The sequence below is a fragment of the Arthrobacter nitrophenolicus genome, from assembly GCF_000332815.1.
GTDB lineage: Bacteria > Actinomycetota > Actinomycetes > Actinomycetales > Micrococcaceae > Arthrobacter > Arthrobacter nitrophenolicus.
This window is the reverse complement of record NZ_AOFD01000028.1, coordinates 1-15,972: the sequence shown is the minus strand read 5'-3', so window position 1 is coordinate 15,972 and position 15,972 is coordinate 1. Positions and strand designations below refer to the sequence as shown.

15 protein-coding genes are annotated in these 15,972 nt (G+C 56.6%); 11 read left to right on the top strand and 4 right to left on the bottom strand.

Annotated elements, in window-relative coordinates; translation table 11 throughout:
- Positions 1 to 155 precede the first annotated feature (155 nt).
- From G205_RS22825 to G205_RS21920, 11 genes are all read left to right on the top strand, one after another.
- Positions 156 to 920 (top strand): MarR family transcriptional regulator, encoded by a 765-nt coding sequence (locus G205_RS22825; protein ID WP_235046888.1) that lies wholly within the window; start codon positions 156 to 158, stop codon positions 918 to 920.
- A gap of 784 nt (positions 921 to 1,704) precedes the next feature.
- Entirely contained in the window at positions 1,705 to 2,475 is a 771-nt protein-coding gene (locus G205_RS11460; protein ID WP_035752829.1) for a ParA family protein, read from the top strand.
- A gap of 587 nt (positions 2,476 to 3,062) precedes the next feature.
- Entirely contained in the window at positions 3,063 to 3,653 is a 591-nt protein-coding gene (locus G205_RS11450; protein ID WP_009358099.1) for a recombinase family protein, read from the top strand.
- Between the two features lie 1,604 nt (positions 3,654 to 5,257).
- Positions 5,258 to 6,256 (top strand): restriction endonuclease, encoded by a 999-nt coding sequence (locus tag G205_RS11440; RefSeq protein ID WP_009358097.1) that lies wholly within the window; start codon positions 5,258 to 5,260, stop codon positions 6,254 to 6,256.
- Between the two features lie 265 nt (positions 6,257 to 6,521).
- Positions 6,522 to 8,978, top strand: a complete 2,457-nt coding sequence (locus G205_RS11435) for a type I restriction-modification system subunit M (protein ID WP_009358096.1) — start codon at positions 6,522 to 6,524, stop codon at positions 8,976 to 8,978.
- Positions 8,978 to 10,213, top strand: coding sequence for a restriction endonuclease subunit S (locus G205_RS11430; RefSeq protein ID WP_083875052.1), 1,236 nt, complete (start codon positions 8,978 to 8,980; stop codon positions 10,211 to 10,213). Before G205_RS11435 ends, G205_RS11430 begins: the two co-directional genes overlap by 1 nt.
- Entirely contained in the window at positions 10,210 to 12,027 is a 1,818-nt protein-coding gene (locus G205_RS22820) for a type I restriction endonuclease subunit R (RefSeq protein ID WP_235046887.1), read from the top strand. Before G205_RS11430 ends, G205_RS22820 begins: the two co-directional genes overlap by 4 nt.
- Complete coding sequence (locus tag G205_RS22815) at positions 11,985 to 13,295, top strand: type I restriction enzyme subunit R domain-containing protein (protein ID WP_235046886.1); 1,311 nt, start codon at positions 11,985 to 11,987, stop codon at positions 13,293 to 13,295. The genes G205_RS22820 and G205_RS22815 overlap by 43 nt, the downstream gene beginning before the upstream one ends.
- Complete coding sequence (locus tag G205_RS11420) at positions 13,282 to 13,794, top strand: M48 family metallopeptidase (RefSeq protein ID WP_338058414.1); 513 nt, start codon at positions 13,282 to 13,284, stop codon at positions 13,792 to 13,794. Before G205_RS22815 ends, G205_RS11420 begins: the two co-directional genes overlap by 14 nt.
- Positions 13,769 to 14,005: a M48 family metallopeptidase gene (locus G205_RS23470; protein ID WP_268743674.1), complete on the top strand. Its 237-nt coding sequence runs from the start codon at positions 13,769 to 13,771 to the stop codon at positions 14,003 to 14,005. The genes G205_RS11420 and G205_RS23470 overlap by 26 nt, the downstream gene beginning before the upstream one ends.
- Positions 14,006 to 14,008: 3 nt before the next feature.
- Entirely contained in the window at positions 14,009 to 14,155 is a 147-nt protein-coding gene (locus G205_RS21920) for a hypothetical protein (protein WP_160166607.1), read from the top strand.
- 20 nt (positions 14,156 to 14,175) lie between these two features.
- Here the strand turns inward: G205_RS21920 and G205_RS11415 are convergent, their stop codons facing one another.
- The 4 genes from G205_RS11415 to G205_RS11400 all read right to left on the bottom strand — a co-directional run bounded on the left by G205_RS11415 (position 14,176) and on the right by G205_RS11400 (position 15,652).
- Positions 14,176 to 14,496, bottom strand: a complete 321-nt coding sequence (locus G205_RS11415; RefSeq protein ID WP_235046885.1) for a hypothetical protein — start codon at positions 14,494 to 14,496, stop codon at positions 14,176 to 14,178.
- Entirely contained in the window at positions 14,477 to 14,812 is a 336-nt protein-coding gene (locus G205_RS11410) for a hypothetical protein (RefSeq protein ID WP_009358092.1), read from the bottom strand. The genes G205_RS11415 and G205_RS11410 overlap by 20 nt, the downstream gene beginning before the upstream one ends.
- Positions 14,813 to 14,927: 115 nt before the next feature.
- On the bottom strand, positions 14,928 to 15,221 hold the full coding sequence (locus G205_RS11405) for a hypothetical protein (RefSeq protein WP_235046884.1): 294 nt from the start codon (positions 15,219 to 15,221) through the stop codon (positions 14,928 to 14,930).
- Positions 15,222 to 15,235: 14 nt separating this feature from the next.
- Complete coding sequence (locus G205_RS11400; protein ID WP_160166606.1) at positions 15,236 to 15,652, bottom strand: hypothetical protein; 417 nt, start codon at positions 15,650 to 15,652, stop codon at positions 15,236 to 15,238.
- Positions 15,653 to 15,972 lie beyond the last annotated feature (320 nt).

The window sequence follows — 15,972 nt, the reverse complement described above, 5'->3', positions numbered from 1 at the left end:
TCCTGCCCTATGAGTGGGCCAAAGCCCAGTCCTTCACCTCCACCCAAGTTCTGCAGAAACGAGACCCCCATAGACAGAGGAAAAAGACTGCCCCTATTAACAACACAAGCCCGACTTTAACCACAGGGGGGGCGGGGAAACTCAGTAGCGCTGGTGTGCACCAGCTCGTGAATGACCTGGAAAATATTCTCTACGCAGTCGTCGACCACAGACTGCGTGCCAGAGGCCGGCAGGGCCTTAGTCTTCGTTTGCTGATTCGTGGGCTACTGGGCTACATGAGAGCCAAGGAAACTGACGTTCTCGATGTTGGTTGCCGAACCCTTGCTGCCGCGATGGGAAAACACCACGTCACGATCGCCCGGCTCCTGCCCGTTTTGGTTGCTGCCTCCGATGGCATCCTGACCAAAGTTGCGGACGCACGCCACAAAACCGCCGACGTTTACCTCATCCAACTCCCTGAGCAGTATCAACAACTGGCTCGGGAATTATCCTGGCGAAAAGGAAAAATCCATGCCATCCGTCCTGTCTTCCGGGCGCTTGGCGACGCCACAGCGCTGGTGTATGAAGCTATTGAACGTGGTCGGGACGCTCCCACCACAGCGGACCTCGTGCGGGCTACTGGTGTCAGCCGGAATGCATGCTCGGCAGCGCTGGCAGAGATGCAAGCCCTGGGTATGATCCAACGCCAAGGAGGCACATGGAAGACGACCACAGTCAACCTGCGCATGCTCGCGGCACGACTAGGTGTCATGGATGACTACCTTGAACAGATCAGCCGTAACCGACATGAACGCGCTGCTTGGCACGCCTACCTAGACCGGTTTTTTACCACCCAGGTACAAAAGGCCGACCTATTTGACCCAGAACGGGACGAGTACTGGCTACCACCCGACGATGCGGCAATCTGGTATGCAGCTTGAGGGGAAACATGACAGGGAAGGGAGTGGAGGCGGATCTCTACGATGTCGAACGGGAACAATATTGACTGCTTCGGACTTCGATTCGGCCTTATGAATATTGGCCCAGGGCTTCCTTAGCTTGTACTGCCCTCGGTCAAGCAAAGGAGCATGCGGAGAATAAATCTTGACGTATTTATTCTTGCGCCGCTCTCCTAGGGCTGCATGACGGATCTTCTCCGTACGGTGATGTGCACTCGGACATTTGAATCCGAAAACGCCGGGGCTGAAAGGGCGCACAACTCCTGAGGCGATCCCCCGCTCCAGTGCGGGCTTAGTCCCGTAATTGCCCTTGTGTTTCGCCGTCTCAGAGTACTGGGCCTTTTTTTGTTAGTGGCACATGGAATAAATCCAGACGTATTTATCGGTCCTGACAGCACTCGTCACTAAAACACGTTTGTCCGACTTCATGCGATGCCTGAAAGCCTGGCACTCCCCCGGACTTTGCGTTTGCGAGCCCTAGGCCCTACGTGACGTAGGGATAGTTCCCCGTCGCTTCCCCCGGCAGCGCTGGAGGTCGGGGAAAGCTCCCCCTTCCGTAGCCTCATTTTCCAAGGGCGACGCGCCGAGATAAATACGTCATGACGTAAAGATAGACGGATAGATTGATAGACAGATGCCCCTGCTTCGACTCGCGGTGCACACGTGGTCGGGCCGAGATAAATACGTCATGACGTAAAGATAGATTGATTGACGGATTGATAGATGGGCAGACAGGCAGATTTATTAATTACGACTGAGGTGACTTGTGAAAGTAACTGCGATAGGGAACCGAAAGGGCGGAGTCGGTAAGACCTCTGTGACACTGGGTCTTGCCACTGGTCTCAAGTTGATTGGCAAAAAGGTGCTAGTAATTGACCTGGACCCTCAAGCTAACGTCACCGAAGCGCTTGAAGGCTCAGGCGAGTTCGACATCTTCGACGTGCTACATGGGGGAGATGCCGGCACTTTGGGTCAGGCCATCACAGAGACCTCCTGGCCTGGCATTGATCTCATCCCCAGCTCAGAATCGCTTGCGCGGCTGGAATCGGAAAGCCTCATGACTCCTGAGCTGCGGTTGAAGACCGCCGCATGGGGCGCCGAGGAATTGGCGGCATACGATCACATTCTTTTGGATCTTCCTCCCGCGTTGGGTCGTCTGACGCTTAATGGCCTTATTTGGGCTGATCGAGTCCTGGCTATAACCGAGCCTGCGGCCTTCTCCGTCAAAGGAGTCACCGAATTCTTGGAGACAGTGAAGAAAGTGCAGTCGCTACCGCACCTGAATCCGGCACTTGAGTTCCTGGGAATCATCATCAACAAGACCAGTTCGCCCCTCACCGGAGAGCATGCCTTCCAAATCGGCGAATTGGAGGCCGCCTATGGTCAGGACGTAAGGAGCCCTCACCTTCCACTCAGGACTGCCATGCAGGACTCGGTCAGCTCGAGAGCGCCTCTTACAAAGCTCAACAGCAGGGGAGCTGTAATCATGACCGAAAAGTTCGTCGAGCACGCTCGCTTTATCGATGGAGTGAATTGATGCCAGTAGAGAGAAAATCAGCAATCCGCAAGGCACCCGCTGCGGACGTAGTCGATGTTCTGACCTCCCGAAGCGACAGCAAACAAGCGCAGGCTACAGAACCTTTGCGTGCCCGGGCACCTGAACCGTCGGAAGATGCTCCTCGGTCATCCTCGAACAGGCGTCCCGGACCGGGCCGCCCTCGGAGCAAACGCCGGATGGAACCCTTCTCCTCAAAGATAGAAATCGAACTCCGAGACGAGATGGATGACTATGTGGCTGAGCACGGACTTTCGATTATCGACTTCCTAGATGAAGCCGTCAGGGATCGCCTTAAAAAATAATTATGTCCGGACGTAATTATTAGCCTTCGCTGTTCAAGAGAGGGCAAGGAGTCAAGCGCGCTGAAGTCGGCCTGGAAACGAGGGGTGGGTGGAGAGCTGCATACGTGTACGACTACCAGCACTCTCGAGTGTCGGTCAATAACGACCGTTTCTGACCCGCATCCGGCAAGCCTCCAAAAAAAGTCGAAAAAGCACTTCTAGTCTTAGTCAAAACTGGTTGCCGAAAAGAAAACCGGTCAAAAGGGCGATGGGAGGGTTTTTGACATGTCCAGGAACATAGTCGGCTATGCGAGGGTCAGTACTCGTGGTCAATCGCTCGATTCACAGGTGGACGCGTTAGTAGCGGCCGGAGCAGTTCGCGTCTTTCAGGAGTATGCATCCGGCGCTACCCAGGCAAGGGCGCGGTGGAAGGACTGCTTGGATTATTTGCAGCCGGGCAACGTGCTGTTAGTTGCGGACCTGACGAGGTTAGGCCGCAGCACCTCCGACCTTGCGGACATCGTCACAGTGCTGGGCCAGCGGGGGATAGGCTTCCGTTCTCTGGCTGAACCGTGGCTGGATACAACTAGCGCCCACGGCAAACTCATCTTTGATATGTTCGCCTCCCTCGCGGAATACGAGCGATCCCGGCTGTCCGAAAGAACTAAGGCCGGGCTGGCTGCGGCTAAGGCGCGGGGCCGGCTCGGCGGCCGGCCGCGGTCAATGACGCCAGGGAAACTGGAAACGGCCCGGCAGCTACGCAACGAAGGAAAAACTTTGAAGGAAACGGCTGAGCGACTTAGCATCAGCGTTTCATCACTGACTCGGGCTCTTAGCAAGAACGATGTGCCAGAAGTCCCACCCGCAGCGGCGTAATGCACCCCTGGTGTGGGGACAGATTCTGGGAGACCAAAGTTACGCAGCCGGCACCAGCGACAGCTAGCGCCGTGAAATTGCCGCCATTTATCGCCGAAGGTCGCAGGCGTTCGGTGGAGTGTCTCGGTTCTACGGAAACGAGATGCCCATGAAGGCTCAGCTGACGGATCAGCGGCAACAGGAACGCTACGCCCTGTGCTCTTCGTCCTGGGAGGCTTGCAGAGCGGCTATCTCCTGAAGAGACAAGTACGTATAGTCATCGGTCGTTCGGAGCTTTAGGAGCCGTTCGCGCGTGGCTGGACCAGGGGCGAGCCAGAGTGCATCCCGCTCGCGAAGCAAGTACTGCAACTCGAGCCAGCGGACCTTGACGAACCGGGTCCTGGGGCGTTGCTTAGCAGCTTGACGCATCCTTATCAGCCAGTAGGGCTCCGGTGATTCAGTTCCAGATTCGGTCATGTCACCAGCGTAAATTCACCAGTCTGAGATGACGACCGTACCGAAAACCCTAGGAAAAAATTGCGGTTCTCCTACTCCCGTCGGAAAGAAAAAGGCTGCCCCTGTGGCTCGCAGTGCACTGTCCAGCACACCACTCAGGGAACAACCTCGCTTCCTACCTTACAAGAATCGGCTGCATGCCGCGCTCATGAGTAGGTATCGCGCCCCTTCTCCCGAGAAACGCCTTCAGCACGGAAGTGCTGCCGGACGGCAGAGGCTTGGTCCGCGTCCAATTGCCAGCGCACCTCGTTTCGCGCCACAAGGACGCCATACGTTTGACGCAGGTAATCTCAGATTTTCTATTGCGGGACCTCTAACTCGTCAGAGAGGTTCCGTGGGGTGACGAAGTTGACCATGAGCTGAGGCTACTCCTAGGCATCCAGCTGTATCCTTGCGCGGTGCGTATGGATCCTATTCTTGTCGAGCTTGTTGGCCAACCATGGTGGCAAGGCCTTCTACCCATTATTGCGATCGTAATTTCGCTCGCCTCAGTAGCTTTGACATTAGTGCTGAGATTCAGAGATGACGCCCGCATCACTGTCACCAGCAGTATAGGTGTCTTCGTCGGCGGAGCAAGCGGCCAGCCGCACATTAGTGTCAAAGCGACCAACGTTGGTCGCACGGGGAAGACGGTCCTCACTTCTCTGCATCTCAGAATGCCAAAGGGAGTCAGCCTGTACACGCCGCTACCCCTCCCCGGTGCCACAACCCTGCCGACCACACTGGAGCCTGGTGAGTCTGCACATCAGTTCATTCCTGTCGCCGAGGTTCAGCGCGCTGCGAGGGAGAGCGGGTTTGATGCCACGAAGCTCGTTGTGGTCGTGTCTACGGGTCATGGAGAGAATGCGTACCCGCTCAACAAACGGGTACGTCAGACACTGGTGAATGATTCGCAAATGCCTTTGAGTCGTGAACCGTAGGGCTCTTCGTGAACCGACCGCTTTTGTAATTGGTTGATGCCTGCCCGCATACACTCAGTACCGGGAGTCGGGGGCGCCACGAAGGGTGCGAAAGCTGAACAGGGGAGTTGCAAGGTGACAGCGTGGATTGTTCGGGCGGGGGTTGCCGGCGAAGCCGAGAGCTGGAATTTAGCGAAGGGTCGCGCGGGAGTGAGTTTCACGGGCGTGGGAAGCCTCCTTGAATGCAACTCCCGAGAAGATGTTCGCGCCGCTGTCGACGAAGCCTACCCACAAGCCAAGCCAGGAACCCGCGCCAACTTCGCCGGCCAACTATGGGCGCTGCGGCACGGCATAAAGCCAGGGGACTTGATCGTCATGCCCCTCAAAAGCGACGGACAAATAGCCATCGGCACTTGCACAGCAGGGTACGCCTACGATGCTGGTGAACCTGACAGGTCCCGCCGTCACTACATCGCGGTCACCTGGACCCCCGAACGGATGTCACGGTCCGTGTTCAAGGATGACCTTTTGAACACGATAAACGGTGCCATGACGGTGTTCAAAGCGACACGGAACAATGCTGAGTTCAGGCTTCGCGCGGTCCAAGACCAGGGCAGCGATCCAGGCTTACTGGGTGTTCCGGCGCGGCCTGTCCCTTCTCCCGCGGAGCGGGCAGAGGAGCGGGAACTTGACGAATCCGGCTTGCTAGACCCCGCACCGGCTCCAACCATAGAGGCTATACGGGATACGATCCGCACCCGCATTGTAGAGAACTTCTCGGGTCACAAGCTCACGGGATTGGTTGCAGACATCCTTACTGCACTGGGGTATATCTGCACAGTGTCGCCGGCCGGACCAGACGGGGGAGTGGACATCCTAGCCGGCAGCGGCCCGCTCGGGCTCGATTCCCCAACCCTGGTAGTGGAGGTCAAATCGGAGCCCACTCCAGTCAAGACTCAAGTCGCCCGCGGGCTTCAAGGAGCCGTCTCAAGCAACCAAGCGGACCAGGGACTATTGGTGGCTTGGGGAGGAATCAACTCGGCTGCCAAACGAGAATTCTCGCAGCAACGAACGAGGATGGCGTTCTGGGACGCCGATGACGTTCTGGACAAACTTTTCGAGGTATATCCGCAGCTGCCGGACGTGACCAAGGCCGCGCTGCCACTGAAATTAGTCTGGGTGCTCGATGGGGAACCTGCGGCCGTCTAGCACGGGCAAAATCCTTCCTTCCGATGATGAGAGAATCGGTCGGAGAAAAATCGCAACACTGCGCTTGGCCGTGCACGCTCTCCAGCCGCTGTGCCACCCATGCGTCCTTGCCTGGTCCTTGGGCAGTGCCTAAAAGTGGGGAACAGAAGTTGCGAGTAAACCTTGAGGCCACCGGAGTGGCAGAGACGAACGAATCGAAAATGATGCGCAAGAAACTGAGCGACCAGACGGCCCACGGGCCGATAACGATGATGGTGGTAGGACAATGGCGCTGAAGAAATCGGACCTGTACAGCTCCCTCTGGCGGAGCGCGGACGAGCTGCGCGGTGGCATGGATGCCAGCCAGTACAAGGACTATGTACTTACGCTCCTTTTCGTAAAGTACGTTTCCGATAAGGCGAAGAGCGATCCGAATAGTCTCATTGTCGTCCCAGACGGGGGCTCGTTCGATGACTTGGTCGCGCTCAAGGGCAAGGCAAACATTGGCGAGCAGATCAATATCGCCATCCGTAAGCTGGCGGAGGGCAACGATCTGCAGGGCGTCATCAACAACGCTGACTTCGACGATCCTCAGAAGCTTGGTGACGGCAAAGCGATGCAGGATCGCCTGTCGAACCTCATCGGCATATTTCAAGACATCGACTTCACAGGTTCTAAAGCCGAAGGCGATGACCTTCTTGGCGACGCATATGAGTATCTAATGCGACACTTCGCCACAGAATCAGGAAAGAGCAAGGGGCAGTTTTACACCCCTGCTGAAGTCTCGCGTGTCATGGCGCATTTACTTCAAATTCCGGCAGACACGCCACGCTCCACGACTGTCTACGACCCAACCTGTGGATCCGGCTCACTGCTCATCAAGGTCGCTGATGCGGCGCCAAACGGCCTGACGATTTACGGGCAGGAGAAGGACGTCGCGACCTGGGCCCTGGCGCGTATGAACATGATCCTTCACGGGAACGAGACTCACGATATTCGGCAGGGCGATACCCTGGCAGATCCCAAATTCCGTGAAGATGAGACCCTCGACGCGTTCGACTACCTCGTCGCGAACCCGCCCTTCTCTGTCAAGACGTGGAAGAACGGCTTCGAAAAAGACTATGGACGCTTCGACGGTTACCCGGAACCGCCGGAGAAGAACGGCGATTACGCTTTTCTACTGCACATGATCAAGTCATTGAAGTCGACTGGCAAGGGAGCCGTGATCCTTCCCCACGGTGTACTCTTCCGAGGCAACGCCGAGGCAACTATTCGGAAGGAAATTGTAAGGCGCGGCTACATCGAAGCGATCATCGGTTTACCAGCGAACCTCTTCTACGGCACTGGCATCCCTGCGTGCATCATCGTCCTCAACAAAAAGGATGCACAGAACCGTCCTGGCATCTTCATGGTGGATGCATCCAAGGGATTTGAAAAAGATGGTCCGAAGAACAGGTTGCGTCCTCGTGACATGCACAAGATTGTCGATGCCTGCCTCAAACGGATAGACATTCACCGCTTCGCTCGCATGGTGCCGATGAGTGAAATCTTGGACCCAAAAAACGACTGCAACCTGAACATTCCCCGCTACATCGATTCGGCGGAACCGGAGGACATCCAGGACCTTCACGCCCACTTACGAGGAGGTTTCCCGGACCGAGATCTCGACATCCTCCAGCCTTATTGGGAAGCCTTCCCTGAGCTGCGATCAACACTGTTCCATTCCCACCTGCGGGAAGGATATTCAGAGCTGGCAGTACCAAGGGCTGACATTCCTGCTGTTGTGACGGGTTCGCAAGAATCCATAACCTTTCGCGAGGGAACTCGTGACATGGTCCACCAGTGGTGGGAAGCCAATCGAACTAGCCTGGAAGGGATCGACGAATCAACCAGGCCGACAGCGCTAATTGATGAACTCGCAGAGGCACTCTTGGCCATGTTCCGCACTCAGCCCCTTTTAGATGAATACGGCGTGTACGAGCGGCTCATGAGCTACTGGAACCAGTCAATGCACGACGACGTAACGCTGATCCTTGGAGGGGGATGGATCGAAGCGGTTCAGCCTCGTCGCGCTCGAATCACAGGGTACGACAACAAGGACAAGCCCAAATTTGAGGATGCCCACCTTGTTTTCGGCACCGGCGCCAAGGCAGAGCGTTGGGTGATGGACTTGATCCCGCCCGAGTACATCGTGCGCCGGTACTTTGAAGCCGAACAAGAAAATCTAGATGTGCTCGTGACGGCGCAGGCTACTGCCACTCAAGAACTTGATGAATACGTTGAAGAACACCTGACGGAGGGCGGCCTTCTCTGGGACGCCGCCGACGACGAAGGTAAACTTTCGCCCGCCCTCGCCAAGGCGCGGCTAAAAGTAGCGCGTGGGGAGGGTGCCGAGAAAGATGAGATTGATGCGCTCTTGGCCGTTATTAGGCACTACGCGGATGAAGCTGCTGCCAAAAAGGCTCTAAAAATGGCCACGATTGAGCTCAACAGGAAGACACTTTCGCAGTACGCCGTGCTGAGTGCCGCCGACGTTCAAAGCCTCGTTATTGATGACAAGTGGGGAGCAACAATCGTTGGGGCCATAGAGGACGAAGTCCTTATGCTCATCCAACGTCTCGTTAATCGCCTGCGGGAGCTCGCCAGCCGCTACGAAAGTACTGTCGGAGACTTGGAAAACGAAGTCCAGGAACTCAGCGGCAAGGTCACAGCGCACCTGACGGCAATGGGAGTAAAGGCCTGATGGCTGTCGTGTCGGATTGGGAAGAAACGACGGTCGGCGAATTGGCGTCAGTCTCCCGCGGGGCTTCCCCAAGGCCGATTGCATCGCCGCGCTGGTTCGACATGAACAGTGAAGTTCGGTGGGTTCGTATTGCCGACATGAATCGTTCCGACGGCCGTACTTTGCGTGAAACCACTCAAGCGCTTTCACCTGACGGGATAGCTCGGAGCCGGTTCTTAGAGCCTGGGACGCTCATTATGAGCATTGCTGCAACGGTCGGAGTCCCGGTGATCACCGGCGTTCCGTCGTGCATCCATGACGGATTTGTCGCCTTAGAGGATCTCAAAGTTGACCAGAGGCTTTTGCTCTACGTGCTCAAAGCCTCGGAGCAGCGGCTACGGGAAGCCGGTCAGTCGGGTTCGCAAATGAATGTGAATACGGACATAGTCAGGAGCCTTCGGGTCCTTCTTCCCGTGGATCCCAAGGAACAGAGCCGAATTGCGTCTGCACTTTGGGACGTCGACGAGCTGATTGCTTCACTTGAACGACTTATCGCTAAGAAGCGTGCAATCAAACAAGGGATGATGCAGGAGCTCCTGACAGGTGTTACACGGCTTCCCGGCTTCAACCAACCATGGGGCACGTTGGAGGTCGCCGCTGCCTCTCACCTCAAGGCAAGAATCGGATGGCAAGGATTGACTACAGCCGAGTACCGCAGTTTCGGTGAGTACTGGCTTGTTGGGGGAACAGACTTCAAGGATGGCCTTGTTGATTGGTCAACTACGCCGTATGTCGACAAGTGGCGATTCGAGCAAGACAGCAATATCCAGCTTCGAAGGGGAGACATACTAGTCACCAAGGATGGCACGATCGGCAAGGTTGCCTTCGTGGATTCCTTGCCAGGTCCAGCGACGCTAAATAGCGGTGTGTTTGTTATGCGGCCTAAGAGAGCTGCATATGACTCTCGCTTCATGTACTTTCTGCTGTGCTCTCGGATGTTTGAGGAATTCGTCGCTGGCCTTAGCGCTGGATCGACTATCAACCACCTCTATCAGCGAGACCTGGCTACCCTCACCTTTCACGCCCCCACAGACCTCGACGAGCAAAAAGCAATTGCGACAGCACTGCTCGACGTCGACCGTGAGATCACCGTCCTAGTAAGCCGCCTCCAGTCCATCCGCAGGATCAAGCTGGGTATGATGCAGGAATTGCTGACAGGGCGGGTGCGACTGCCCAAGGAGGGGGATCCGGCATGAGCACTGTGGGCCAAATGGAGCGCAAGACACAGGATCGTGTCCTGGACGTGTTCCGACAGCTTGGGTACTCGTTCGGAGGGAACCTCAAAGACCTCGACAACTCGAACGTTAATGAGACGACGCTCCGCCAGAACCTACTAAGGCGCGGGTACGACGATGAGATTATTGGGCGAGCAATTCAGCAGTTGCTCACTGCAGCGTCCCTAGCGGCAGGAGCATCACTCTACGATGCAAATCGGAAGGTGTATGAGCTCCTCCGCTACGGTGCCAAAGTAAAGCGCAGCGTTGCCGAAAATTATGAAACCGTTTGGCTCGTCGATTGGGAGGCCCCTCAGGCAAATCATTTCCTAGTCGCTGAGGAGGTCTCAATAAAGGGAGAGCACAACAAGCGTCCAGACGTCGTCCTGTATGTGAACGGGATCGCCCTAGGTGTCATAGAGCTGAAACGTTCAAAGGTGAGCGTCAGCGAAGGCATCAGGCAGAACATCGGTAATCAGAAACAGCATTTTATTCGCCCGTTCTTCACGACTGTGCAGTTTCTCTTCGCGGGCAATGACGTTGAAGGCTTGCGTTACGGGGTCATCGAGACGCCAGAAAAGTACTGGCTCGAATGGAAAGAGCCCAGCAACGTCCCGGAGCCGCTGGACCGCGCATTAAATCAGTTGTGCGGAAAAGCGCGTTTCCTTGAGCTGATCCACGACTTCATTGTCTTCGACTCCGGGGTGAAGAAAGCTGCCAGACATAACCAATTTTTTGGAGTGAAAGCCGCCCAAGCACGCGTAACGACGCGGGAGGGCGGCATCATCTGGCATACCCAGGGATCGGGAAAAAGCCTCACCATGGTGTGGCTAGCCAAGTGGATACGTGAGAACCAGCCAGATGCCCGAGTCCTGATCATTACCGATCGGACCGAGCTTGATGAGCAAATCGAGAAGGTCTTTGGCGGGGTGAATGAGTCGATTTACCGCACCGCCTCAGGCACCGATCTGATAGGACAGCTGAACAAAAGCCAGCCATGGCTTCTCTGTTCTCTCGTGCACAAGTTCCGTGGTGACGCTGAGGGCGAAGGCAACGACAAAGAAGACGGCAGCGACGAGTATGTGGCGGAACTCCGATCCCGCCTTCCCCAGGGATTCTCGGCAAAGGGCAATCTCTTTGTTTTCGTCGACGAGGCTCACCGGACACAAACCGGCAAGTTGCACCGTGCCATGAAGTCACTGTTGCCCGACGCGATGTTCATAGGATTCACCGGCACGCCGCTGCTGAAAGCCGACGCAATGACGAGCATTGAGACATTCGGGTCTTTCATCCACACTTACAAGTTCGATCAAGCTGTCCGTGATGGTGTCGTACTCGATCTACGTTACGAAGCACGCAATATCGATCAAGAGTTGGCCGGCGCAGAGAAGGTCGACAAGTGGTTTGAGGCCAAGACTAAGGGCATGACTGACCTTACAAAGGCAGCGCTAAAGAAGCGATGGGGCACAATGCAAAAGGTCGTGTCCGCTGAACCTCGAGCGAAACAAATCGTCCAGGACATTCTGTTCGACATGGAAACCATGCCGCGCCTCATGGACGGCAGGGGCAACGCGATGCTGGTCAGCGACAGCGTGTACCAGGCCTGCAAGTTCTACGAGATGTTTGTCCAGGCGGGCTTCAAGGGCAAGGTTGCCATTGTCACGAGCTATGTTCCAACCCGGGAGGAATCTCAAAAGAAGACGCCGGGGACGGCGACAATGAGGAGCTGCGCAAGTACGACATTTACCGACAGATGCTTGCCAGTTACTTCGGCATCCCAGCTGATGAGGCGGTAGGGCGGATCGAAGAGTTCGAGAAGGACGTCAAGCGCCGTTTCGTCGAAGAACCGGGACAAATGCGGCTACTAATCGTGGTAGACAAGCTCCTAACAGGCTTCGACGCCCCCAGCGCAACCTACCTCTACATCGACAAAAAAATGCGCGATCACGGGCTTTTTCAGGCGATCTGCCGAGTGAACCGCCTTGATGGGGATGACAAGACTTACGGGTACGTAATCGACTACCGGGACCTCTTCAAGTCCCTGGAGTCAGCAATCACCGACTACACCTCAGGAGCTCTCGATGGCTATGCAAAGGAGGACATCGATGGCCTCCTCAAAGACAGGACGGAGCAAGAACGCAAGGATCTCGACGACCAGCTCGAAATTATGCGGGCACTCTGCGAACCTGTAGCTCCTCCCAAGGAGACGCTTCAGTATCAGCATTACTTCTGCGCTTCTGAGCCTGGCAACGCCGAACAGCTCAAGACGAATGAACCCAAGCGGGTGGAGCTCTACAAGGGTGTCGCATCCCTCGTGCGTGCTTACGCGGTGCTTGCAAACAAAATGGAAGTCGCTGGATACAGCTCGGTCGAGGCCGCGTCGATCAAGGAAGAAGTCGCCCATTATGTGGCCGTCCGCGACGAGGTGAAACTAGGCGCCGGGGAAAATGTTGCTCTCAAACAGTTTGAAGCAGGCATGCGTGCCCTGCTTGATACCTATATCCAAGCTGACCCGTCAGAGTCAGTCGCAACTTTTGAGCAAGGTTTGGTCGGTCTAATCGTGGAACACGGTGCAGCGGCAATAGGTAAGCTGCCGAACGGCATCCGAAAGCGGCCCGAAGCCATCGCAGAAACAATCATCAACAATGTTCGTAAGACAATCGTTGACGAGCACGCAACCAATCCGAAGTACTACGACAAGATGTCAAAGCTTCTCGACGCCCTCATAGAGCAACGCCGCCAAGGGGCTATTGAATACGCGGAGTTTCTGGCAAAGATCTTGGAGTTCACCGCGCAGGTCGGCAGTGGCGCGTCAGTTGGCGCCTATCCCGACTGGGCGTCTACCCCTGCTCGTCGAGCCCTCTTCGACTTTGGCTGGAGCACAGAGAACGACATTGGACATGTCCACCATGTCATACAGAACAGCAAAGAGCATGGCTGGACGACTTCAGGGATTAAGGAGCGGGCATTGCGCAAATCCCTGGCGCTGGCCTTCCAAGAATTGGATCCAGACCGGCTGGACGATCTCATAAGTCTGTTGAAGCAGCACGATGAGTACCGTTAGCACTTGTATCACTGTCTCGGGGCTGGAGATTGAAGTCGTCTATAAGGACATCAAGAATCTTCACCTCTCCGTCTACCCGCCTATGGGGCGAATTCGAGTTGCCGCTCCCGAGCGTTTGGACGAAGACACCATCAGGCGTGCCGTTGTGCAACGTCTCCCTTGGATCAAACGACAGCGCGAACAGTTCCAAGGAGCCAACCGCCAAAGCGCGAGGCAGATGCTTTCGGGAGAATCGCACTTCGTTTGGGGGAGACGCTATCGGCTAGATGTATCCCGTACAAGCGGTAATCATGGTGTCAAAGCTTCCGGGAGTACTCTTTGGGTTGTGGCACCAGAGGGTGCATCGGCGGTGGAACGTTTCGCCGTTCTTGAACGGTGGTATCGCCGTGAATTAAAGGCGGCGATCCCACGTTTGCTTGATCACTGGACCGGTGTGATTTGGTGCGGAACCGCGCCATGTTGGGGTACGCCGGATGAAAACCAAATGGGGTACCTGTAACCCAGACAATGGAAGCGTCTGGTTCAATCCTGAGCTTGCAAAAAAGAACCCGCGTTGCCTTGAATATGTGGTTGTGCACGAGTTGACCCACCTCAAGGAAAGAAGCCACAATGAGCGTTTCGTCGAGCTAATGAATGAGTTCCTGCCCGACTGGCGCGCACGTCAAGAAGAGCTGAACACGGCTCCCCTCGCCGACGAAGAATGGCGATAGATCGTGATCCTGACCGGCACCATCGCCAACCTAGATGGCAGCTATAAACACATTGAAGCTGAAGGCGACACTTATGAAGAAGCGCGAGAAAACCTTTACGCGCTTTTAGAAGATGGGCAAAGACTCATTACCATCCGCGCTGATCGTTGAGCCGTGGCTAAGGCCCGAGCTCAAGGCTTGGTGTCGGTAATGGCCTCCAAGAGCCACTGCTCCGATAAGGGGTCCCGGCGCAGCTCGAAAGTCCGAAGTGCAGACGTCGAGGGCCCCAGCCGGACCTGAAGGCGCCAGTGCTCGATGTCCACGACATTTCCGATGCCGACCGGGACGGTCCGCCGCTTTTCCCACCAGGAGTCCCTGGTGAACCAATGCACTGGTTCAGCAGCCACAGCCCACACGCGCCCGTCATATCGGACGGCCAGGGGAGTGCCCGTGGCGGTGAAGCGGACGTCCACAGGAACATCAAGGGTTGTTTCACTTACTGTTGCTGTCACGGCGGGTCCGCTCTCCCAAATTCCTGTTCATCATTTCCTCCCGGCGGGTGACCGCCGAACTCCACACCCAGGTCCGGTACGTGACCGGCCCGTCCTTCCACGTCACTTCGGCCGCCTTCGCTGTCCAGGCAAAGACTTCCCCATCCACCAGCTCGGCGCAGTTCGGGAACCGGACCCACGCCTTCACCGGGATGCCCGGATATCCGTTCTTGACCGGGAAGTGCTCGAAATCGAGCTCTTCCGCGGTCAGCCCGATTGGGCCGGCCCGCCGTGCGTACTGCGCCTGCAGCGCGGCCGCAAAACTCTCGGAGGACATACCACAACCTTAGAACATATATTCGAAGCGACACGGAAAAGGATGGCGGCCAACGAATGGCCGCCATCCTTTTCAGTATCGGTGAGGGGTCTGACAACAGGACCAGGTTCCTTCCCTACGGGTCCTTCGGTCCTTCGGTCGTGTCCTTCTGTATGCCTTTGATCGTGCGGGTCATGGCCCGCACGGAGTCCAGGTTTTCCTCCCAGCGGCTGCCGTCGCGCGTACAAGCACGAAATGACTTCACGCCGGCTTCCTGGGCGGCCTGCCGCAACTCGGCCCAAGCCTCTTCCAAGTCGGCCTGTTGGGCTGGCGTCAACGGCGCGCGCTCGGTCACCGTCGCCGGGGCGGCCGACCAGGGCTTAGCTGCAGCTGGTGTTCGTCGTCTGCTGAGGAAGTTGCGAAGTCCCAAAGTTATGTCTCCTCTTAGTAGATCGGGTAGTCGTCGGGCTCAAGGTTCTCTGCAATGTCGATGTCCTGGAGGGCCTGTTCCTTTGATACCTCTTGCCCCTGCGGATCCAGCAATGCCCAGCGAAAGATGGGATCCGGGCTACGCTGCACGATCCGCCGCGTCCAGCGGTAGCGATGCTCTTTCAGCTTTTGCTTGTCGTCCCGGAACTGCTTGTCCTTTTCGATGACCCGCTGCGCCCTACCGGCTGCAGATTCGTCGGTGACGCACTGGCTGCAGACGTGCCGGCGGCCGTCAGCGCTGGAGGGCCAGCGGTCGTAGGCTTCTGCTGGCAGCGTCTGCCCGCACTTCTTGCATATTTTGGGGTCGTGGATATGCGGTCCAGTGCTGAGATCGACCGTTTCCTTGCAGTATCCGCATGACTTCAGGTCCATGCCCGCAAAGTACCAGAAGGGCACGACACTAGCCGCTGGCAGGCTGTAATGCCGCTAGCGGTTGCCCGCTGCAGGGCGGAGGGTGTTCGCCGACGCTCACACCAAATCGGGCGTCCGCTGGCGCGGCCGGCTGTTGGGTCCAGTGCCGGCTCCGCAGAGCTCCGCCGTCCCTGGCCCTGTGTGTTTACGACGTTTTTGGCTGCTGTCCTTCGGATTGTACGTGCCCGCCCCAACCCGTCTAGCCCCCTCCGGGGGCCTGCGTGCCGAAAATTCTTCAGCCAGGGATCAACGCTCCGCGCCGATCCCGCAAGATTTTTCGG